The following is a 20,186-nucleotide window of genomic DNA, read 5'->3' as shown; positions in this document are numbered from 1 at the left end:
TCTTGAATTGCGGGCTGTGCCGCCGATAGGGACCTCGTGATGCCATGATGTCGCTCCTCCTGAGAAGGCTCGACAAGCGTATCACTTCATCTCCAGGCCTTGGTCCAGCCCGAGGGGTTCACTCCATTCCGAGTCAATTGTAACGAACACCAGGAAGTCACAGATCATCTGTTCCCCCCGGAAATTCATTTCGCAACGAGGCAAGTATTCTCGTCCCCGAAAGAAAGCTCAGTTCTCCTGTGAGCATCGCTTTTGCCGTCGAAGAAATCCTAAGTCGGACGGTCTTTGCGTAGTTCTCATCTGTTGAATATCCCGACATCTTTTCTCCGTGCTTGATGTCTGTTTCTGGGCGATCGAGGCTTATGATGTAATCATCCCTCCCGACCTGCTGGATCACTGCTGAACCAGCCGGGAACTGGTCTGCCTGACGACCTGATCAGACAGTAACCGGACGTAGGTTTCTCGCAGCTTCTGCTCAATCGCAGGGGGAAGAGGCTCGTGGTTGTCAGCGCAAGCTTCCACAGGTGCCTGGAGTACGGACTTGGCGGGGCGTCCGTCACTGCCAGTGAGGTAGACATTTGCACCCGCAACTGGCGCAGTGCCTGCGGGATCCAACGCCACCAGCGTCAAGTGCGCAAAGGCCACACAAGAAAATCGGTTGCCGGATACACCAAGTCCGCTGACCAGGAATTGAAAGCGCGCTGTGGGATCCTGAAATTCATCCTTGAGCAGCAACACCACCAGGTCAGCCCCGGTCTCGTCGGCAATGGCCTTGACCGGGTCCTTGATTGCAGCCCAGTTGAAACGATCCGCCCGGAGGAATGCATCAGGTGCATAGACCTTGCCCAAGCCGCTGGTGAGTTCACCCTGGTAGGCCACGGCCGCGATACCCAAGGTCTTGCTTATTGCGTCGGCAAAGCGATCTGCATAGTACCGATCCAACTGCCAGGACGAGACGTCTTTGGCATTCTGAATGACGCGCGGAAGTTGCTGGTAAAAAGTGACGGTATTGGCGGCGACAGAAACGACCACGATGCGCTTTGTCTTCTTCAGTTGGTCGTTAGTCAACGTGACTCCATTCATGGTCACTTGGCAAGCCGATAGCAACACGACGATCGACAGGCGCAACAACATGCCACTGCAAAGGCGCGCATACCTGCGAAGAAAAAAAATCATATTGTTTGATCTGCTTGATGTTGTTGGGTGGCCAGCTGGAAATTGACCGAATGTTATTTCATCGATTTGCTCTGCCAATGGGCCATTTTTTTGATGCAGGAGCTGATAAGGTCTGTCACTTCAGCTTAGGACAGAAGTCCACCGCCAATCACTATGCCGAGAATTCCTAAGATATAAGACAAGAGGAATTTCCCATAGAAGCCTTGTCTTTTTGCAATCAGAAGCGCATATCCTGGAATCACAAAACACAACACGCCTTTTAAGGCACTTACCGCAAATGTCTTAAGCGTCACATATACCTGTGCAGCCGCCATTATTGCCAGCCCTGCAAGTAACAACCCCGTCCCTACTGCACTCATTGTTCTTCCTTTTTATTTTCAAAGTTCGTTGACGGATTTTAAATGTAAAAATCTTTGTACGACGTACTCGCTTTCCATTGCTCGGCGAATAAACAAAACCAAGCCGCCCGGTGACGCGGAATAATTTCTTTTTTCGCTAAAGCGCTTAAATGTTCTGCCAGTATCCATCCCCGATATCCAGGCAGGTATTTCCCATTGATGAAGACAGAAGTTCGCTCCTGGCGCCGATTGCAGACGTTAGCACTTACGTAAAGAGAGGCGTTGGGAAATTCCGTCAGCCCATCGTCCGGTCTTGAGCTGAACGCGATACTAACTCCCCAAAAGACAAAGGGAAATGTCGTTCGCACCAGTCTTTGAATTCATCGCCGGTCGTTACTGAAAATGGACCTTGGCCCGGCGCAAAGAGAATCAGCGGGTGATTGCCCAAGCAACGCCAGAGTCTCGCCAGGCAATCGCTGGCAGCGCCGATTGATGATGCGGCACCATAACCTTCAGCATCATGCAGCACCTTGAAGCCGCCGGCGGTCACAACACCGCCGTCAAACTCAGGCAGGTAAGATTGAATTGTGTCGTTCATCAAAATTGGGAATGGTGGTCAAGTCATATTCATCTGCTGTCCAGCTGCTGGCTGCAGTCAGACATCGAAACCGATAGCTGTGCCCCTATCTTCGGTTCGTTTCCCTGCTTGCTTTCTTGTTTCAGAACTCGATCGGATAATATTTTCGATTAACACCGTTCATTCCCAGATTTAATCCAAACTTGGGATTCTCGCCAAGATCGTGCACAGTGACGAAGACCTTCCCATCTGCCTCACGATAGTTCGCTTGGTAAACATGTCGTGCTTCCATCTTTGGAATGGTGACGGAGAGCGCGGCGCTCGTGTAGGCGTAAATTCAGGCGCTGGTGTACCGCGGACAGATCCTCAAGTTGATGCGAACAGCGGCTTTCCGACCGAACGTGTCAACGGTCTACTGGCGCCATCACGAATGAATAGCGCGCACATTGCCCAACATGTCATGCACCCCAAGCGTCATCATCGCGAGAAACGCGATCAATGCCAGGTAGCAAACACTGTAGTTAATCTTGGTTGCGGCCGAAACCCCGTAGTAGCGCGCATTGTCCGGGTGACCCGGGTCGTAATTCCAGGCCAGCCGGAGTTGCGGCAAGGCCAGTATCGCGACCAGGATCAGCATAGGGCTTGGGCGATAGATGAACAGCGCTATCAACACCGGAACACCGGCGAACCAGATCCGCGGCGACAACACCGCAGTAATGCGACCGCCGTCGAATGGCGATAACGGGATCAGATTGAACAGGTTGAGGAATAAGCCACTGTATGCAATGGCGAGCAGCAGCGAACTATCCAGTTGCCGGGCCGCGAAATAGCAGGCCAGCGCTGCGACGCTGCCGGCAAGCGGGCCGGCCATGCCGACATAGGCCTCCGTTTCGGCGTCGAGTGGCTTGTCCTTCATCTCGATCCAGGCGCCAACGAATGGGATGAAGGTCGGTAATCCGACATTCATCCCCCGGTTGCGGGCAGCCCAGTAATGGCCGTACTCGTGGATCAGCAGCATGCAGATGAAGCCCAGCGCATAGCGCCAGCCGAAGATCAACGTATAGGCCAATAGCGACAGCAGCATGGAGCCGCCGGACGCCAGCAGCTTGCCGAATTTGAGCCCGGACAGGGCAAGCACTAACAGCTTGATCATGATGTCCGGTCAGTGCGGATCGGTTGGCCTGGGCGGCGACGGCGGCGTGGCCGGCGCTTCAGTTGCCGGCAAGGCGGGCGTCGCAGCAGCTGGCGTATCCTCTGGAAACACGATAGGGGACACAGCCTTGGGTTTGCCGGTAAAGAACTTCTTGAAGGCTGCGCCAAAGGCGACGACGGCCAACAGGATCACCTTGAAGAACTTGGCAACGAACGCGGCGATGATGGCAAACAGGCCCAGCTTCTTGACCGCGACGCCGGCAACCAGGGCCGCCAGGCCGTATTCGGCGACATGGTCGGTGGACGCGTTGAAGTCGCTGTATCGCTTGCCATCATTGAAGCTGATCGCGGCAAGCAATTGTTGTGCAATGGGCTTGTATTGCTGAAGCTGATCCAATGAGCTGACCATCGTGAGCGAGAGATAGCCTTCACGACCCAACGCTAACGTGCGGTAATTCACCGAGAGGTCGGCAGCGGCATCGTGCCTGTCTTTGCCACCGATGATGGCCGACCACACCAACTTGTGTGTCACCGCATCATACTTGGGTACCTCGGCCCAACCAGTCACTTCGATCTCGCGGATCCCGTGTTGCTTGCGCTCGGCATTGACCGCTTCGGTGCCTTCCTTGAGGCTGCTCAGGATATCGTCTGCTTTCCAATCCTTGGCGTCATCGTCGCGCACATAGCCGCCCTTTTCCACGGTCAGTATGCTCATCCATGAACTGGCGCCGTCGGTAGGCAGGATGATGCCGACCAGTGCCTGGTCATCGACGCGGTTGCCGAGAGAACGCAGATAGCGGCCTGCCGCCGCCGAGGGGATGAAGGCGGTCTTGGCTGGCAGGGCGAGCTTTGCCTGATCCTGGATGTCGATGGAGGCCGGGCCATGCTTGAGGACCTTTTCAGCCTCCTGTGCGGCAGCTTTCTGCTCGGCCTCGGTCGCTTGATCCAAGGCATTGGCGTTGCCACAGAGGAGGATCAGGAATGCAGAAAAAGCAATGAAGAAACGATGTGGCGTTTTCATGGATGGAATTATTTTTTCTAATTTCTGGCGTGGCGGTAACTGCTGCCATGAATCCAGGCAGAATCATCGGCCTGGATTTTCTTCTTCTTACTTAGCCGGGCTTACGTCCCGGCTTTAGACACTACTGTTGCGTTCGCAGGTGTGGCGTTGGTGGTTGCCGTGGCCTCTGTCGGGAACATGTCTTTTTGCAGTTCCGCCGTGCATTCGTCTCGCCATTGCGCCATCGCCGCCTTGATCATTGCGGCCTTGTCCGCCAGCATCTGATCGTAGCCTGGGCTGGTTGGAGTCTCCTCCGGGAAGCGCCTGCAGAAGCCTTCTGCCAGTAGTGTCTTGGTTTGCGCGTCGAACAGCTTGGCCTTGACCGCGTAGTGGATGCGGTAGTGCGTCCAATTGGTGGGGAAGTACGCGAAGCCCCAATTGATGGTCTGGACGTCGACGATGTAGCGCGCGGCAGGGGCGACGGAGAGGTTGGAAATATCGTCACCTGTTACGGGGATGGTAGCGACAGCGCTTTTCGTGCCATAACGGTTCGACAAGTTATTGACCAGCGAGATGGCAATCTCGTTGGCGGGGTCGGTGATCCCGTTTTCGGCAACCAGCGTATTGCCTTCGGAGATCATGACGAACGCACCAATCAACCCGAACGTGGCGCGACCGGCAGTCATGGCGGCGAAGTCAGGCTTCTTCTCGCGCGAAGTCGCCACCACGCCTTGTTCTTTGAGCGCCGCGACGTTGTTGGGAGCAAGCGCTTGTTTGTTGGCGGTGATGCATCCGGTGGTGAGGACAGTAGCGATGGTCAATGCACAGAGGGTGCGAAAGATGCGAAGCATTTGGCGTGTCATGGCGTTTTTTTGTGGTGGGTGAGAAATCTTGTCGAGCGTGGAGCGACCCCGCCCGCAGACAGGCGATGGTCAGGCTGGGCCTGGCACAGCACGTGTATCGGCATGCAGGTAATGAAGCCCTGGCAGATGAATCTATCCGGTGTCGGCACGCGAAAAAGCGTCCCGATCCAAATTCCGGGGATGGCTACGCGTTTCGCATCAACAGCAAAAATTTATTGCTGAATCGCGATTGGAATATCAGGGCGAGAGGAAACAGGGGGCGCACGCAGGAGCGGACGTGGTTGCAGGCGAATTTCGTTATTTTTCATGATTCGGATGCCGTGGATGTAGTTAGTTTTTGTTTGCAGGCGACTCCCCAGGCTCGCCCTTTCTATTCATTAATGGTAAATCAAAGTAAAGAAAAAAGGTGCGTACCGCGTTATAAATCGGCTCGCTCGTTTGCATTGCCAGACCTGGTGTTAGTTGGCTGATACACGGCGCGTCAGCATTTCGTCAGCATGGCGTCATCAAGAGGCATGTCGGCCAGAAAAAATAAAGGCTGGACCTAAGTCCAGCCTTCTTTTAGCCCTCGGCGGCGAATCCTTTTCAGGAGAACATCTTCCCGACAAGGCGGGCGCCCACGTGGAGGATCATGGCGATCGGCGATTCGTAGTCCATGGCGCCGGTGAAGATGCTGTCGGCGCGGGCAGCGGTGGCGAAGAGGGTGAGGGCGATTGCGGCGGTGGTGGCGGTGATGATGCGCATGATGTTCTCCTTGGTGAGTCGGTTCCGGGTTGTCCGATCCGCTGTTTCGTTTCGGGTTGGATGTATCTTGCCCCGGCCCGGTTACCGTTCGATGTCAATGCCGGCGGCCATTATTTCAGTTGAAACAAGGTCGGCCTGTCGATCAAGGAAATAAGAGGTTCACGACGCTGCCAACGCCGTGACGGCATTGCCGCCGACCGCACTCTGTCGTGATCTGGCGTATTGGCCCGGAGGCATTCCGGTGTGACGGGTGAAGGCGACGGTAAAGGTGCTGGATGAACTGTAGCCCACCAGGGCGGCCACTTCTGCGATGGCTTTTCCCCGGGCCAGGAAATTCCTCGCCAACGCCATCCGCCACGACAGCAGATAGTCCATCGGAGTGACACCCAGGGCGGCGCTGAACCGCTCGAAAAATGCCGAGCGCGAAAGCGCCGACTCTTTTGCCATCAGCGCTACGGTCCACGGTTCTTGCGGAGTTTCATGGATGCGGCGTATGGCACTCGCCAGGCGGACGTCGGCAAGTCCGCGCAACAGGCCCGGCGACGTTATCGCATTGCTTGACGAGCGCAGCGCTTCGATCAGCATCACTTCCAGCAGACGTTCGAGCACCACTTCGCGCGCGGCGCGCTGAGATCGAGATTCGTCGATGACTAACTGCACCAGCGAAGACAGGCGCTGGTCGCCCCGTATATGAACCAGCTTTGGTAGTAGCGTCAAAAGCAACGCCGAGTCTGGAGACGTCAACTGGCAAAAGCCCACCAGCGTTCGCACCTCGGCATCGACCGACAGCAAGCCATTGCGATGTTCTCCGTTTTCCAGCAATGCAGGCGCCAATTGCCATTCATCGTCGGCAGGCGGGTCGAAACTGGTTGCCGAGAATGTCGCCATCGATGGAATCAGCAGGAAGTCACCGGCTTCAACGACGATGTGCGTCGCATCGACCGTGTAGCGCATTTTTCCTTCGAGCACGACGCAGCAGCACAAGGGCGCATCGTCGAACTCGCCGCGCACCCCCCAGCGCCCGGCGCCGGTCACGATCTTCGAATACGCCATCTTGGGTTGGAGCAGGGTGACAACTGACGTCAGAGGGTCGACCATAGATGGACTGTTGCAAACAAAAATAGGACTTCTGATTGTAGATGGTTTGAAAGATGCCGGCTATCGTGGGGGCTCTCAAGTTGAAAGGACGCTCATGAAAACCGTATTAATCACTGGCTGCTCTTCCGGCTTCGGCCTGGAAACCGCCAAATACTTTCTGGATCGCGACTGGACCGTCATTGCCACCATGCGTACGCCGCGCGACGATGTGTTACCCAGCTCCGCGCATCTGAAGTTGCTGCAGCTGGACGTCACCGACGCCGATAGCATCCGCCGTGCGGTCGAAGCAGCAGGGCCGGTGGATGTGTTGGTGAACAACGCCGGCGTGGGCATGCTGGGGCCATTCGAAAGCACTTCGATGGATGCCGTGCGCGAGGTATTCGAGACTAACACTTTCGGTACGATGGCTGTGACGCAGGCGCTGCTGCCACAGTTTCGCGCGCGCAAGGCGGGTGTTGTGATCAACGTAGCCTCGTCGGTGACGTTGACATCATTGCCGTTACTGCCGGTCTACACGGCAAGCAAGGCCGCGATTGTTGCATTCACTGCATCGTTGGCGCTGGAGTTGAAGGAATTCAACATCAGGGTGGGCGTGGTGCTGCCGGGCATGGCGCCGGAAACCCCGTTTGCCAGTAATGCGCACGCCAGGGTGACGCAGTCGTTTCCCGACGACTACGCGCCCACCATGCAGGCGGTTTTATCGGGCTTCCAGAATTACGATGGGCCGGTCACGCATGCCGCTGATGTGGCTGAAGTGATCTGGCAAGCGGTCCACGACAGCGCGACTGCGTTCCGCGTGCCTGCCGGGGCGGACGCGATTGAGTGGTTCAAGAGGGGTTAGATTGAGGCCTGGGCCCGACGTCGGGGAGGCTTTCCTGCCATGAAATGCAAAACCGGCCTTCGCAAGGCCGGTTTTTCTATTCACCTGGACTACTTAGCGTGCAGCCTCGGACTCATGGAAAGATTCTTCCAGGTTCTGCAGCGATTCGATTGCCGCGATCAGCAGGCCAATGTGGTGACGGCGGTAAATCAGTTTCTTTTTCAGGCGATTGTTCATGGTTTCTCCAACGACCAGCACCATGCTGGTTCTTGCACGGCAAAAGCCGCGTCGAGCGCGGCGATGGTCATGTTAGGACAGGCGTGATTGTAGTGTCAAACTCCGGGGTGTTCTATTGGCAGAACGATAATACTCCCGGCGGCTTTAGCCAGATGCCCTGGTGCAGGATGTGCTAGAGCACTTCTTCGCTGCGTTGCCGGGCGTCTTCCCTTGCATCTTCCATTAAACGGCGGGTATCGACTTTGCCACGCAGAAGGGCCGCGTGGACTTCGGGGTTGATAGGAGCGACGGTCATCAGCTCCTTCAGGTTTGCCGTACTTTCGTTGTATCGCTGATGCATATAGCTACTCCAGATCGAAAGGGATACAGCTTTGTACCACGGATGAGCAACTTCCACTGGTATACAAGCGCGGACAACGCCGGATAACAGCGTCAGCGGATATCTCATTTTAGTGCGACGAAACATAGACGGCGTCGGCAAATGGCTCGGGAAGGGCGAAGCTATCGCGCATTCGCCGGGCTTCGGCCGCGGGCGTCAGGCCAAACAATCGCCTGAATTCCCTGCTGAACTGCGACGTGCTGGTATAGCCCACCGCGAGGCTTGCCGCCTGGGCCGTCAGGCTCTGGCGAACCATCAGCAGGCGCGCCTGATGCAGGCGGGTCGACTTCACATATTGCATGGGTGACATCTGTGTGATCGCCTTGAAGTTGCTGTAGAAACTCGGTTCACTCATGCCCGCTTCGCCAGCCAGACGCGACACGTCGAGCGCTTGCGTGTAGCCGGCATGAATCAGGCGCAAGGATCGGGCAATCTTGCCGAACTGGCCGCGCATCGCCAGCGCTTTACGCAAGGGCGCGCCTTGTTCACCTGTCAACACGCGAAAATAGATCTCTCGCAACAAGCCTCGCCCTAACACTGCGGCTTCGAGCGGGCGTTGCATTGCCTCCAGAAAGCGTAATACCGATGCTTGCATCGTTTCATCCATGCGGGTCGCCATCATGCTTCGCGGGGCGCTGACCTGGTCGGGCATGGCTTGCTGGTCTATCTGTTCGGAGAGCTCCGCGGCCAGCGTGAAATCGAGATGCAGGTACAAAGCAAGCAATGGTCGCTCGGCCGACGCTTCTGTTTCCATGCTGAAGGGAACCGGCACCGATACGGCCAGGTAGTGATGCTCGTCATAGACATAGAGCTCGTCGCCAAAGAAGCCGCGTTTGCGTCCCTGGCACACGATCACGACACCCGGATCGTACAGGACCGGCGTGCGCGACAGTGCCCGATCCGAACGCAGAATGCGAACGCTGGGGATGGCCGTCAAGTTATAGCCTTCCTCAGGCGCCAGCGTGCGTAACAGTGCCTGGATGCGCTTTTGGGTGGGATCGGATAATGAGGGCGGTGAATCCGAAGCGGATCTTTCTTGCATAGTTTTAGGCAATGATCAGAGGCTAACTGAGCTTATTTATTATATTGTGGCTGATTATTATGCATCTCCAGACTTAATTCAGGAGAGACAGCATGGCGGCCAGCAAGATTCTTTTCATTACCGGAGTCAGCAGCGGTTTTGGCCGCGCCCTCGCGCAGGAGGCATTGGCGGCCGGACATACGGTGGTCGGCACCGTCAGGGCTGAGCAGGCAAGACAAGACTTCGAGGCGTTGTCTGCCGATGCCGCCTATTGTCGCGTACTCGATGTGACCGATTTCGATGGCATCGACGGTGTCGTGGCTGAAGTCGAAGCCACGGTGGGGCCGATCGATGTGCTGGTCAACAATGCCGGATATGGTCATGAGGGTGTGCTGGAAGAATCCCCATTGGCAGAGCTGCGGCAGCAGTTCGATGTGAATGTCTTTGGCGCCGTTGCCGTCACCCGGGCAGTGTTGCCCTTCATGCGCAGCCGCCGTTGCGGCCACGTCATCAATATCACATCCATGGGTGGGCACACAACGATGCCCGGGATTGCCTACTACTGCGGCAGCAAATTCGCCCTGGAGGGTATTTCAGAAGCACTGGGCAAGGAACTCAAGCCCTTGGGCATCGCCGTCACCGCTGTAGCGCCCGGGTCGTTCCGTACCGACTGGGCCGGCCGATCGATGGTGCGAACACCCCGGTCGATCCCTGACTACGATGCAGTATTTGATTCGGTGCGTGCCGCGCGGATGGCCAAAAGCGGCAAGCAGCTGGGAGACCCGCTGAAGGCTGCGCGTGCGATCCTGGCGTTGATTGCCGCGCCATCTCCACCAGCGCATCTGTTGCTGGGGAGCGATGCGTTGAGGTTGGTTCGACAGAAGTTGGCGGAATTCGAGGATGAGATGCAAGCCTGGGAAGCGGTGACGATCTCGACCGATGGGTGAGCCAAATCGGGTCTGCTTTGGTGGTTGGCGGCTTTGATTAGTTTCGCGATGGAGTTATGGCGTCTTGAGAAACACCGTGTCGTAGATCTTGCGAATCTCGGCCACAGAGGCAGGGTCATGCCACTTTTCCACGATGCTTCTGTAATAGGGTTTGTCGCGATTTTCGTTCAGCACGATGTTGACCTGCGCTATCACTTTTCGGCCCCACTCGTTCTTTGGACACATCACCCGATTGAAGACGACTTCATCGGCTTCCTGGGTGGGGATGGCAACCAGCTCTCCGGGGTGGCCCATGAGGCGGGCCTGGTCAGATGCCAGCAGCGGTAATTCGATCATGTAATCCAGGCGTCCGGCCAATAACATGCTGATGGCTTCGGCCTGCTCCGAATAGAATTCTTTCGGCGGGTAGGCGGCTAGCAGCCTGTCCACCGTCGGACTATAGGATCGGTTGCGCATCACTGAAGTGACAAGCTGGCGGTTCCTTAACAGCGCCTGCAGCGATTGCGGCCCCTGGAATTGGGCCACGCGGTCGCGGCGCACGATGATGCGCAGCGGAAGAAAAATCGAAGTGGGTAACGAGAAATAACCATCGCCTTCGCGTTCCGGTGTCTTCAAGGTGCCGATATAGCACCAATGACTTCCTCGCTTGATTTCGCTGATCACGCGCGGGAACGGCGCGGCCAGTTCCATGTGTTCGTACTGGGGAAGATGATCCTTGAGAACATTGAGAGTCAGGTCGAAAATGCCTTGATTCGCCAGCGCGCCCTCCCGGATCATGTAGGGCGGCACGTGGTGTTTTCCCCAGATGATCTGGTCGGCGGCAAGAGCGGCCTGACTTAGTAAGCTGACGAGTAACAGTGGCAGAAAGTAATGCAGAACTCTGAACAGCATCGCCTACTCTCTTCAATAAGACGGGAGGGGAAATTGCGCTACCAAGTGCTGGCTGCGGCTGTCGATTCTTGCACAATAGCCGCCATCCTGCTGGCGAGAGGGCCGCTTTCAGGTCGGTGTCTGCAACAGGCCATTTGCCAGGTGCCTGAATGCCTCGACTGCCTTGCCGTACACCACTTTGGGATCGTCCGACGACGCGATCCACATCGCCGCGTTGAGCGCCGCGCCGTTGAGCAGGCGGGCGGTAGCCTCGGTATCCACCGGTTTGATGACACCGGCCTCGATCAGGCTATGCAGCCCCTCCATGGTTCTTCCCAGGCAAACGTTCTGGCTCGGCCATTGTGATGGATCGCCCAGAACGGCAGGACCGTCGCGCAGCATGATGCGCTGTATCTCTGGCTCCAGCGCCATTTCGATATAGGCAATGGCTTCGGCCAGCAGCCGCTTCCACATATTCTTTTCCTTGGCGCTGAGGGCGTGCGCCTTGTCTGCCATCTCGGTGTCGATCTGATCGACGACGGCCTGCAACAGCCCTTTCTTGTCGCCAAAATGATGATAGAGCGCGCCACGGGTCAATCCCGCTTCGGCCGTGAGCTCGTCCATCGACGCATTGGCATACCCGTGAATCGCGAACGACCTGCGTGCCGCCTGGATCAGCTTGGATCGGGTTTCTTCAACCATCTCTGAGCGGCTCTTCACCACGGGGTTCTCCTGAATTAAACATACGCGGCGTATTTTAATTGACATACGTAGCGTATGTTTGTTTAAATTGGCATACGCATCGTATGTAAAATACTAACGACGTGTGGCGTGTAAATCCCCCGCCGATACGGCAGCCCGGAAGTTGCCGTGCAGCTATCCATGCCGATTCAATACTATTCAGGAGCCACTTCATGTCCAAACGAGACGCCGTTTTTCCCGCGGGCCGCCAAGCCCTTTATGAAATCAACCGTTATTCGGCAGCGATCCGCTCCGGCGACCTGCTGTTCGTATCGGGGCAGGTGGGCAGTCGTGAAGACGGCAGCCCCGAACCCGTCTTCGAGAAACAGGTCCAGCTTGCGTTCGATAACTTGAAGGCGGTGCTGAAGGCGGCTGGATGCAGCCTGGACGATGTCATCGACGTCACCACCTTTCATACCGACCCGCAAGCCCAATGGGAAACGCTCAATGCGATTCGCCTCAAAGAGATCGGCCAGGCGCCTTATCCCAACTGGACCGCCGTCGGCGTGAACTGGTTGGCCGGTTTCGACTTTGAGATCAAGGTGATCGCACGTATTCCGGGCGCTTGAGCAGAGCGTTAAAAACTGCTTCCGCCGTTCTGACGATAATCAGTACGGCGGCGTGCAGGGAAAGGGGGCAGGACCTGGCCTTAGTCGGGCCGACGCAGGTATGGTGAAAAGCTTCCCACCGGTGAGGGCGCAAAAAATATTTTCAAAACTAACTAGACGACCGGTCTATTCATCGTTATAGTTCGTCCATGAACACAGCACACACATCTGCCAGCAATGATGTCCGAGACAATATCCTGTCCACCGGGCAACGCCTGATGGCGGGTAAAGGCTTCTCGGCCGTGGGGCTGAGCGAGATTCTGGCGGAGGCTGGCGTTCCCAAGGGCTCCTTCTATCATTATTTCGGTTCGAAGGATGCGTTTGGCGAGGCGCTTCTCGAAAGCTATTTTGAAGACTATCTGGCCGAGCTGGACAATACCCTGGCCCAACCAGGCTTCACCATGGCGCAGCGTTTGATGAATTATTGGCAGGTCTGGCAAGACACCCAGTCGTTCCTCGATTGCCAGGGCAAATGCCTGGCGGTCAAACTGGCAGCTGAGGTCGCAGACCTGTCGGAAGCGATGCGGCTGTCGATCAGGCGTGGCACCAACGGCATCGTTTCGCGGCTGGCAAAGGCCATCGAGGCCGGCGTGGCCGAAGGGTCCCTGGTCATCGATGGTGATGCCGAGGGTGTTGCCCAAAGCCTCTATCAGCTGTGGCTGGGCGCCAGCGTCATGGTCAAGATCGGCAGAAATACCGAGCCGTTCGACACCGCCATGACGACAACGCGACAAATTCTTCATCTGACCTCTCATTGAGGTGCGATGGACCGGCATTTCCAGTGAAATGCTTTTTTTTGCCATGTTTATAGACGACCGGTCTATTAGTGGTGTTGATTTTATAACTTTATCCAGGAGCAACAAAATGAAAAAGGTTCTGATCGTTCTTACTTCGCACAGCGTACTTGGCAATACCGGCCGCAAGACCGGTTTCTGGCTGGAAGAGCTGGCCGCCCCTTACTACGCGTTCAAGGATGCCGGCGTGCAGATGGTGCTGGCCTCGCCGCTCGGTGGGCAGCCTCCACTGGACCCCAAGAGCAACGAGCCATCCTTTCAAACCGAGCTGACCCGCCGTTTCGAAGCCGATCCAGAAGCGACCGCGCAATTGGCCAGCACCGTGCGTCTGGACTCCGTCAATCAGGCCGATTTCGACACCGTCTTCTATCCCGGTGGCCATGGTCCGCTGTGGGATCTGGCAGAAGACCCGCACTCGATCGCACTGATCGAATCCTTCATTGCGGCCAACAAGCCGGTCGCGCTGGTGTGCCACGCCCCGGGTGTGCTGCGTCACGTCAAGAATGCCGCTGGCCGACCGCTGGTCGAGGGCAAGAAGGTGACCGGTTTCACTAACACCGAAGAGGAAGGCGTCGGCCTGACCAATGTCGTGCCGTTCCTGGTGGAAGACGAGCTCAAGGCCAAGGGCGGTCTGTACTTCAAGGGCGAGGACTGGGCTTCGTACGTCATCAGCGACGGCCTGCTGATCACCGGTCAGAACCCGGCGTCGTCAGCGGCTGCCGCCGTCGAACTCCTGCAGCGCATTGCCTGAGCCTGCGGCTGACACAACAGCTGCGTCAATAGCGCGCTCGCCGGCTCGGCAATGCCGACCCGGCGAGCGCTGATAAACGATCTAATTCAAAAAGGTAAGTGCCATGCTGGAACGTATCAAGGCCACGGGTTGGCTGCAGGAGCGCAACTTCATCAACGGCGTATGGGAAGCTGCCGACGACCTTCGCACCCACGGCGTGGACGATCCCGCTACGGGCACACCGATCGGATCGATCGCTTGGTCCGCCGCCGCCGAGACCCGCCGCGCAATTGTCGCGGCGCAAGCCGCCTTTAACGACTGGTCGATGACCACCGCCGCAACCCGGGCAGACTTTCTGCTGAAGATGGCGGCCGTGGTGCGCGACAACCTGGAAGACCTGGCCAGCATGCTCACGCTGGAACAGGGAAAACCGCTGGCCGAAGCCCGCGCAGAAATGAAACTGGGCGCCGATTACATCCAGTGGTTTGCCGAAGAAGCCCGGCGCATCAACGGCGAAATCATTCCTTCGCCATGGAAGGGTCGGCAGATCCTGGTGTCGCGTGAGCCGGTCGGCGTCGTCGCCGCGATTTCACCGTGGAATTTCCCTTTCTCCATGCTGGCGCGCAAGATTGCGCCGGCTTTGGCCGCCGGTTGCACGGTGGTCGCCAAGCCATCCGAATTCACGCCGTATTGCGGCCTGATCTGGGGCGTACTGGCGGAGAAGACGGGTTTGCCTGCCGGGGTGATCAACATCGTCACGGGCGATGCCGTCGCCATCGGCGGCGAGCTGGTGGCGGATTCCCGCGTGCGCAAGCTGACCTTCACCGGTTCCACCCGCGTCGGCAAGCTGCTGTATGAACAATCCGCAGCGACGATGAAGAAGCTCTCGCTGGAACTGGGCGGCAATGCGCCATTCATCGTGTTCGATGATGCCGATATCGAGCAGGCAGTGGAGGGCGCCGTGGCTGCAAAATTCCGTAACAGCGGACAAACCTGCATCTGCGCCAATCGCTTCTATGTGCAGGAAGGCATCTACGACGAATTCGCCCGTCGCCTGGCCGAGCGCGTCTCGACGCTCAAGGTCGGTAACGGTTTCGAAACCGACGTCCAGCAGGGGCCGTTGATCAATGCCGCGGCCGTGGACAAGGTCGAGGCGCATGTGGTCGATGCACAGGCCAAGGGCGGCCGGATCCTGTCTGGCGGCCAACGCCACGCACTGGGCGGCACCTTCTTCGAGCCCACCGTCATCGCTGACGCCACATCCGACATGCTGATCGCACATGAAGAAACCTTCGGTCCGGTCGCCGCGCTGTTCCGCTTCAAGCATGAACAGGAAGCCATCGATGCCGCCAACGCAGAACCATTCGGCCTCGCCGCCTACTTCTACAGCCGCGATCTGGCCCGCGCGTTTCGCGTTTCACGGGCATTGCAGAGTGGCATGGTCGGCATCAATGAAGGGCTCGTGACGACCGAAGTCGCTCCATTCGGTGGCGTCAAGGACAGCGGCATCGGTCGTGAAGGATCGACCCATGGCATCGATGAATATCTCAGCCTCAAATACATGAGCCTGGGGGGCCTGTAAGGCATGACACGCATGAAAAACTCATCACTTTTTACACCGGTGGCGCTGGGGCGTCACACGCTGAATAACCGCATCGTTCTGCCGCCGCTCACCCGTCAGCGGGCCGCGCAACCGGGAGATGTTCCCACCGAGTTGATGGCCCTGTATTACCGCCAGCGCGCCACGGCAGGTTTCATGATCAGCGAAGGTGCGCAGATCGAACCACGCGGCCAGGGGTATGCATGGACGCCCGGCATCTACAGCGCGGCGCAGATCGACGGCTGGCGCAAGGTCACCGAGGCGGTGCATGCCGAGGGTGGCATCATCTTCGCGCAGTTGTGGCACGTCGGTCGTGTTTCACATACGGCCCTGCAGCCGGATGGTGGCGCGCCGCTCGCGCCGTCGGCGATCCAGGCGCAAAAGGTAAAAGCCTTCATCGAGACCGAACCCGGCAAAGGCATGCTGGTGGCGCCATCCATGCCGCGCGAATTGAGCACTGCCGACATCAGGCAACTGGTTGAGCTTTATGCACAGGCGGCGCAGAACGCGCTTGATGCCGGCTTCGACGGGGTGGAGATTCATGCCGCCAATGGCTACCTGATCAATCAGTTCATCTCGACCCATGCCAACAAGCGCACCGATGAATATGGTGGATCGCTGCAGAACCGGTTACGGCTCTTGCGCGAGGTCGTGCAGGCAGTCGCCGCCGTGGTCGGCCCGGACCGGATGGGGGTGCGCTTCACGCCCTTGTTTTCCAGCACCGATGAGGATCGTGTCTACATCGGCTTCGTCGAAGAAGATCCGCACCAGACGTACATCGAGGCCATCAGGGTGTTGGAGCAGGTCGGCCTCGCCTACCTGTCGATCGCCGAGGCCGACTGGGACAACGCCCCGGATCTGCCAGACGCGTTCCGGCGGGAGGTGCGCCAGACATTCAGTGGTCGCATCATCTACGCCGGTCGCTATAGCGCAGAGCGTGGCGCCCGACTGATCGAAGCGAAGCTGGCGGACCTGATTGCCTTTGGCCGTCCCTTCATCGCCAATCCGGACCTGCCTCGCCGGCTTGCCAATGGCTGGCCTTTGAATCCCCTTGACGCCGCCACGCTCTATGGCGGGGGCGAGGACGGCTTCACGGATTATCCGCGGCATGATGAAACAGAGTTTTCTGCTGCCACACATTGCCAAGCGTAATTTTTTGTCTCTTTATTATTTTCTATCAATCAGTATCCACTAACTTCTGGAGTATCACCATGCGCACATTCAATCGTATCGCTTCCACACTCGCCGTGGCATTCGCCGCGACCTTCTCTCACGTGGCCATGGCAGCGCCGGTCAACAATATCGTTTTGGTCCATGGCTTTTTCGCCGATGGATCCGGCTGGCAGGGCGTGGCCAATATTCTCACACGCGACGGCTTCAATGTGTCGGTGGTGCAGCAGCCCGAGACTTCGCTCGCCGACGATGTGCAAGCCACCAATCGCGCCGTTGATGCAGTCAACGGCAACAGCATCCTGGTCGGTCACAGTTATGGCGGGATGGTGATCACTGCTGCCGGCAATCATCCCAAGGTAGCTGGCCTGGTCTACGTTGCCGCGTTCCAGCCGGAAGCGGGAGAAAGCCTGTCGGATCTGGTCAAGAAGATACCGCCCGCAAGCAACGCGATCAAGGCGACGCCCGACGGTCATCTGTATTTCGATCAGGCGTTCTTCCATGCCGACTTTGCCGCAGACCTGCCGGCAGCCGACGCGAAATTCATGGCGATGTCGCAAGTGATGCCAGCGGTCCAGGCCGCAACCAGCCCGGTCACGCAGGCCGCGTGGAAGAGCAAGCCGAGCTGGGCGATCGTGTCCGCCGATGACCGCACCGTCAATCCGGAACTGGAACGCTTCATGGCCAAGCGTGCCGGTAGCAAGACGGTAGAAATCAAGGGAAGCCACGTCGCCTTCATTGCACACCCGGAAGAAGTCGCGAAGGTGATCGAGCAGGCTGCGCGGATGTCGTCCAAGGAATAAACCGCGGTTATAAAACCAGGTGGAGCGGGGCGCGTTCGCAGGTAATGATTCGGTTTATTGAAGGATTGAATCACGCCGGCGAAGCGCCCCGCTGCGTTTCAGGTTGGCGAGTACGGAACCATCACGTCCACCACCCAGGTCACGCCGAAGCGGTCTCGCAACATGCCGTAGAGCGGCGACCATTGGCTAGGCGCCGGTACATGCAGGATGTCAGCGCCATCCGCCAATTCTTTCCACAACGCGCGAATCACGTCCGCATCGTCGCCGCGCAGCGAGACGAAGAACGCCTGCTGGCCCGGGTTCCAGTCAAGACCAGCTGGTACGTCGTAGGCCATCAGGGCAATGCCATCGTCGCCTGTGACCTGGCCCCAGATAATGTGCTCTGGGTCCGCCGCTTCGTGCGCTCGCCCTGCCTGCGCATAAGTGACCAGTGTCTGCTGGCCCTTGAACACGTTGTGATAGAACGCCAGCGCGGCACGGGCGTTGCCGCGGAAATTCAAGTGGGTGACGGTGCGAATGGACATCTGAAAACTCCTTGATCGGGTTGGAATGTTAGTTTGACGCGGTGCTAATATAGCGCTCCATCCTGTCAATTTCTGTCAGTAGAAATGTCCCGCTCCGAACGACTTTTTGCATTGCTGCAGGCGCTCCGAACGCTGGCCCCACCCGTGACTGGCCAGGCGCTGGCGCGCGAGACGGGCGTCTCGCTGCGTTCGGTCTACCGGGATATAGAAACCCTGCGCGCCGGCGGCGCCGACATTGCCGGTGAAGCGGGCGCTGGCTATACGTTGCTCGACGATGGCACGCTACGCCCGCGTACCTTCAGCCGCATCGAGATTGAGGCGCTGACCCTGGGGTTGGCGCAGGTCCGGCAGATGGGTGACCCGGCGCTGGCCGCGGCTGCCGATGCAGTGCTGGGCAAGGTGGCGGCGACGCTGCCTTCGCTTGGGCAGCAGCACATGCTGCACGCGGTGTCGCGCGTGCATCAGTTCGGCGACCTGGATAGGCGAGCCGCAATGGCCGAGGTCGACATGGACTTGATCCGCCTGGCCTGCTGGCGCGAAGAAGCGCTGGACATCCGCTACACCGCACGCGATGGCGTAGCCACCCGCCGTGCGATCTGGCCACTCGCCATCGTCTACCTTGATGGGATGCTGGTGGTGCTGGCGCGTTGTTGCCTGCGCGATGATTTTCGTATGTTCCGGGTAGATCGGATCGCTTCGGTCGCAACAACCGGAGTCAGTTTTCGGCCACGCCGGGCCGAGTTGTTGCGGAATTATCTGGTCAGGTTGGATCAGGAGTCAGAAGCGGGTACTGTCGTAGCCAGAGGCGGCGCTCAAGTTTAACTATTGGCGCAGCAGAAACTTAGGATGCGCTGATTGCCCATTGTCCCGTTCTATCGGTCGCCGGTGTCACTCGCACCAGGGCTCGACTTACCCAGACCGGCGAGAAATCCAAGTGCCTGGACTTCCAATTGCCCGAAACCTGGCTCTTCAATCGGGAAGTGACCACAGTTGTCCAGCATGACGAGTTTCTTGGGCCCAGCCACGCGGTCCAGGAACTGCCGGCTGGAAGCGATGCCGGTCCATCGGTCAGCCCCCGGATGCAGCAGCAGGATAGGGCAATGGTCGAACAGCTCGGGCTCCTTGTCCGGGCGCACGGAAAAGATGGATTGCATGAAATGAATCGGCACTCGTCTTCCGCCGCCAAACGGGTCGGCCGCCACCACGCGGTTCAGTTCGGGGTGATTGGACATCGCATGCATCCGGGTGAACCACTTAATCGGGAGTTTCAACCTGCCCAGCAACGCGCTCATCAGGGGCAGCACCGGCATCATTCCCAGCACGGCACCGTTACGTGCGAACTGACGCCTGACCAACGACGTGCGAGGGTCGGCCAGCGTCGTCGCGATGACGCCGGCCACCATGCCTTTATCCAGCCGCGCTGCAACCAGATAAGCCAGATAGCCGCCCAGGCTGGCGCCGCACAGAACCACTGGCCGCGCCGTTTCGGCATGCAGCTTCGCCACCAGTGCACATAGCAACTCTACCCACGCTTCATAACGTATTAACGCTGCCGGGGTAAGGCTTAATCCATATCCGGGAAGATCCGGTGCGACAACGTCAAATCCAGCGCGGTGCAGAAGCGCGCCGATGGGCGCAAGCATGCGGCCGTAGCCGCCGGCGCCATGGATCATGAGGACCGTCAGCGGCGACGTATTGGAAGGAAAACGATCAAGATGGATCTCTGCATCGCGCCAGGAAAAATAGGATTCGACGGGGGCATTGTCGGCGCTTATGCGGGCGTGCTCAGGGAAGAATTCCTGATATCGCTGCCAGTAGGCTTCATTGCTGTAGCTGGGTGGATGCATGGATGTGGCGCGCTTGCGCATCATGTGGCTTGCTGATCGACTGTCGGAAAGACGGCGAATATAGCATCCGATCCGCAAGGGCGCGCTCGGTTTGGAAACGTCTGCTCCTTTTCAGAAGTCTGTTCCTGGTGGCGGGAGCCGTCATTG

25 protein-coding genes are annotated in these 20,186 nt (G+C 58.1%); 11 read left to right on the top strand and 14 right to left on the bottom strand.

Annotation, left to right across the window (positions count from 1 at the left end):
* Nucleotides 1-393 precede the first annotated feature (393 nt).
* From LBW87_RS14870 to LBW87_RS14845, 6 genes are all read right to left on the bottom strand, one after another.
* Nucleotides 394-1,134 carry a hypothetical protein gene (locus LBW87_RS14870; protein WP_225202265.1) on the bottom strand — a complete coding sequence of 247 codons (741 nt, stop codon included), beginning with the start codon at nt 1,132-1,134 and terminating at the stop codon, nt 394-396.
* A 167-nt stretch (nt 1,135-1,301) separates the two neighbouring features.
* Nucleotides 1,302-1,535 carry a hypothetical protein gene (locus LBW87_RS14865; protein ID WP_225202264.1) on the bottom strand — a complete coding sequence of 78 codons (234 nt, stop codon included), beginning with the start codon at nt 1,533-1,535 and terminating at the stop codon, nt 1,302-1,304.
* A 274-nt stretch (nt 1,536-1,809) separates the two neighbouring features.
* The gene (locus LBW87_RS14860) at nt 1,810-2,112 is read right to left on the bottom strand and encodes a hypothetical protein (RefSeq protein ID WP_225202263.1); all 303 of its coding nucleotides are present in this window, start codon (nt 2,110-2,112) and stop codon (nt 1,810-1,812) included.
* Between the two features lie 403 nt (nt 2,113-2,515).
* A complete protein-coding gene (locus LBW87_RS14855; protein WP_225202262.1) occupies nt 2,516-3,244 on the bottom strand; it encodes a site-2 protease family protein in 729 nt (242 codons plus the stop codon).
* Nucleotides 3,245-3,253: 9 nt separating this feature from the next.
* Entirely contained in the window at nt 3,254-4,264 is a 1,011-nt protein-coding gene (locus LBW87_RS14850; protein WP_225202261.1) for a DUF2167 domain-containing protein, read from the bottom strand.
* 101 nt (nt 4,265-4,365) lie between these two features.
* Nucleotides 4,366-5,094: a hypothetical protein gene (locus LBW87_RS14845; RefSeq protein WP_225202260.1), complete on the bottom strand. Its 729-nt coding sequence runs from the start codon at nt 5,092-5,094 to the stop codon at nt 4,366-4,368.
* Nucleotides 5,095-5,099: 5 nt separating this feature from the next.
* Between LBW87_RS14845 and LBW87_RS14840 the strand changes: the two genes are divergently transcribed.
* The gene (locus LBW87_RS14840; RefSeq protein ID WP_225202259.1) at nt 5,100-5,576 is read left to right on the top strand and encodes a hypothetical protein; all 477 of its coding nucleotides are present in this window, start codon (nt 5,100-5,102) and stop codon (nt 5,574-5,576) included.
* Nucleotides 5,577-5,691: 115 nt separating this feature from the next.
* Here LBW87_RS14840 and LBW87_RS14835 read toward each other — a convergent pair whose 3' ends face one another.
* Both LBW87_RS14835 and LBW87_RS14830 read right to left on the bottom strand, forming a co-directional pair.
* Nucleotides 5,692-5,850 carry a hypothetical protein gene (locus tag LBW87_RS14835; RefSeq protein ID WP_225202258.1) on the bottom strand — a complete coding sequence of 53 codons (159 nt, stop codon included), beginning with the start codon at nt 5,848-5,850 and terminating at the stop codon, nt 5,692-5,694.
* 159 nt (nt 5,851-6,009) lie between these two features.
* The gene (locus LBW87_RS14830) at nt 6,010-6,948 is read right to left on the bottom strand and encodes a helix-turn-helix transcriptional regulator (protein WP_225202257.1); all 939 of its coding nucleotides are present in this window, start codon (nt 6,946-6,948) and stop codon (nt 6,010-6,012) included.
* Between the two features lie 94 nt (nt 6,949-7,042).
* Between LBW87_RS14830 and LBW87_RS14825 the strand changes: the two genes are divergently transcribed.
* Entirely contained in the window at nt 7,043-7,789 is a 747-nt protein-coding gene (locus LBW87_RS14825; RefSeq protein ID WP_225202256.1) for an SDR family oxidoreductase, read from the top strand.
* Between the two features lie 39 nt (nt 7,790-7,828).
* On the top strand, nt 7,829-8,092 hold the full coding sequence (locus LBW87_RS14820) for a hypothetical protein (protein ID WP_225202255.1): 264 nt from the start codon (nt 7,829-7,831) through the stop codon (nt 8,090-8,092).
* Between the two features lie 85 nt (nt 8,093-8,177).
* On the opposite strand, the gene LBW87_RS14815 is transcribed toward LBW87_RS14820, so the two are convergent.
* Nucleotides 8,178-8,345 (bottom strand): hypothetical protein, encoded by a 168-nt coding sequence (locus LBW87_RS14815; RefSeq protein ID WP_225202254.1) that lies wholly within the window; start codon nt 8,343-8,345, stop codon nt 8,178-8,180.
* 109 nt (nt 8,346-8,454) lie between these two features.
* On the bottom strand, nt 8,455-9,426 hold the full coding sequence (locus LBW87_RS14810; protein ID WP_225202253.1) for an AraC family transcriptional regulator: 972 nt from the start codon (nt 9,424-9,426) through the stop codon (nt 8,455-8,457).
* Between the two features lie 92 nt (nt 9,427-9,518).
* On the opposite strand from LBW87_RS14810, the gene LBW87_RS14805 reads away from it, so the two are divergent.
* Nucleotides 9,519-10,352, top strand: coding sequence for an oxidoreductase (locus LBW87_RS14805; protein ID WP_225202252.1), 834 nt, complete (start codon nt 9,519-9,521; stop codon nt 10,350-10,352).
* A gap of 54 nt (nt 10,353-10,406) precedes the next feature.
* Here the strand turns inward: LBW87_RS14805 and LBW87_RS14800 are convergent, their stop codons facing one another.
* Complete coding sequence (locus LBW87_RS14800; protein WP_225202251.1) at nt 10,407-11,243, bottom strand: transporter substrate-binding domain-containing protein; 837 nt, start codon at nt 11,241-11,243, stop codon at nt 10,407-10,409.
* 108 nt (nt 11,244-11,351) lie between these two features.
* Nucleotides 11,352-11,945, bottom strand: a complete 594-nt coding sequence (locus LBW87_RS14795) for a TetR/AcrR family transcriptional regulator (RefSeq protein WP_225202250.1) — start codon at nt 11,943-11,945, stop codon at nt 11,352-11,354.
* A 191-nt stretch (nt 11,946-12,136) separates the two neighbouring features.
* Between LBW87_RS14795 and LBW87_RS14790 the strand changes: the two genes are divergently transcribed.
* From LBW87_RS14790 to LBW87_RS14765, 6 genes are all read left to right on the top strand, one after another.
* Nucleotides 12,137-12,532, top strand: coding sequence for a RidA family protein (locus LBW87_RS14790; protein WP_225202249.1), 396 nt, complete (start codon nt 12,137-12,139; stop codon nt 12,530-12,532).
* Nucleotides 12,533-12,720: 188 nt separating this feature from the next.
* Nucleotides 12,721-13,329, top strand: coding sequence for a TetR/AcrR family transcriptional regulator (locus LBW87_RS14785; protein ID WP_225202248.1), 609 nt, complete (start codon nt 12,721-12,723; stop codon nt 13,327-13,329).
* 106 nt (nt 13,330-13,435) lie between these two features.
* Nucleotides 13,436-14,116, top strand: coding sequence for a type 1 glutamine amidotransferase domain-containing protein (locus LBW87_RS14780; protein WP_225202247.1), 681 nt, complete (start codon nt 13,436-13,438; stop codon nt 14,114-14,116).
* Nucleotides 14,117-14,219: 103 nt separating this feature from the next.
* Nucleotides 14,220-15,677, top strand: a complete 1,458-nt coding sequence (locus tag LBW87_RS14775) for an NAD-dependent succinate-semialdehyde dehydrogenase (protein ID WP_225202246.1) — start codon at nt 14,220-14,222, stop codon at nt 15,675-15,677.
* 12 nt (nt 15,678-15,689) lie between these two features.
* Nucleotides 15,690-16,847: an alkene reductase gene (locus LBW87_RS14770; RefSeq protein ID WP_225202279.1), complete on the top strand. Its 1,158-nt coding sequence runs from the start codon at nt 15,690-15,692 to the stop codon at nt 16,845-16,847.
* Nucleotides 16,848-16,906: 59 nt separating this feature from the next.
* Nucleotides 16,907-17,668 carry an alpha/beta fold hydrolase gene (locus tag LBW87_RS14765; RefSeq protein WP_225202245.1) on the top strand — a complete coding sequence of 254 codons (762 nt, stop codon included), beginning with the start codon at nt 16,907-16,909 and terminating at the stop codon, nt 17,666-17,668.
* Between the two features lie 98 nt (nt 17,669-17,766).
* Here the strand turns inward: LBW87_RS14765 and LBW87_RS14760 are convergent, their stop codons facing one another.
* Nucleotides 17,767-18,192: a VOC family protein gene (locus LBW87_RS14760; RefSeq protein WP_225202244.1), complete on the bottom strand. Its 426-nt coding sequence runs from the start codon at nt 18,190-18,192 to the stop codon at nt 17,767-17,769.
* 84 nt (nt 18,193-18,276) lie between these two features.
* Between LBW87_RS14760 and LBW87_RS14755 the strand changes: the two genes are divergently transcribed.
* On the top strand, nt 18,277-19,014 hold the full coding sequence (locus LBW87_RS14755; RefSeq protein ID WP_225202243.1) for a helix-turn-helix transcriptional regulator: 738 nt from the start codon (nt 18,277-18,279) through the stop codon (nt 19,012-19,014).
* A 50-nt stretch (nt 19,015-19,064) separates the two neighbouring features.
* Here the strand turns inward: LBW87_RS14755 and LBW87_RS14750 are convergent, their stop codons facing one another.
* The gene (locus LBW87_RS14750; protein WP_225202242.1) at nt 19,065-20,063 is read right to left on the bottom strand and encodes an alpha/beta hydrolase; all 999 of its coding nucleotides are present in this window, start codon (nt 20,061-20,063) and stop codon (nt 19,065-19,067) included.
* Between the last annotated feature and the right edge of the window lie 123 nt (nt 20,064-20,186).

Source organism: Herbaspirillum sp. alder98 (genome assembly GCF_020179755.1).
GTDB lineage: Bacteria > Pseudomonadota > Gammaproteobacteria > Burkholderiales > Burkholderiaceae_D > Herbaspirillum.
Note: the sequence above shows the minus strand (reverse complement) of the source record. Positions and strands in the feature narration are given on the sequence as shown.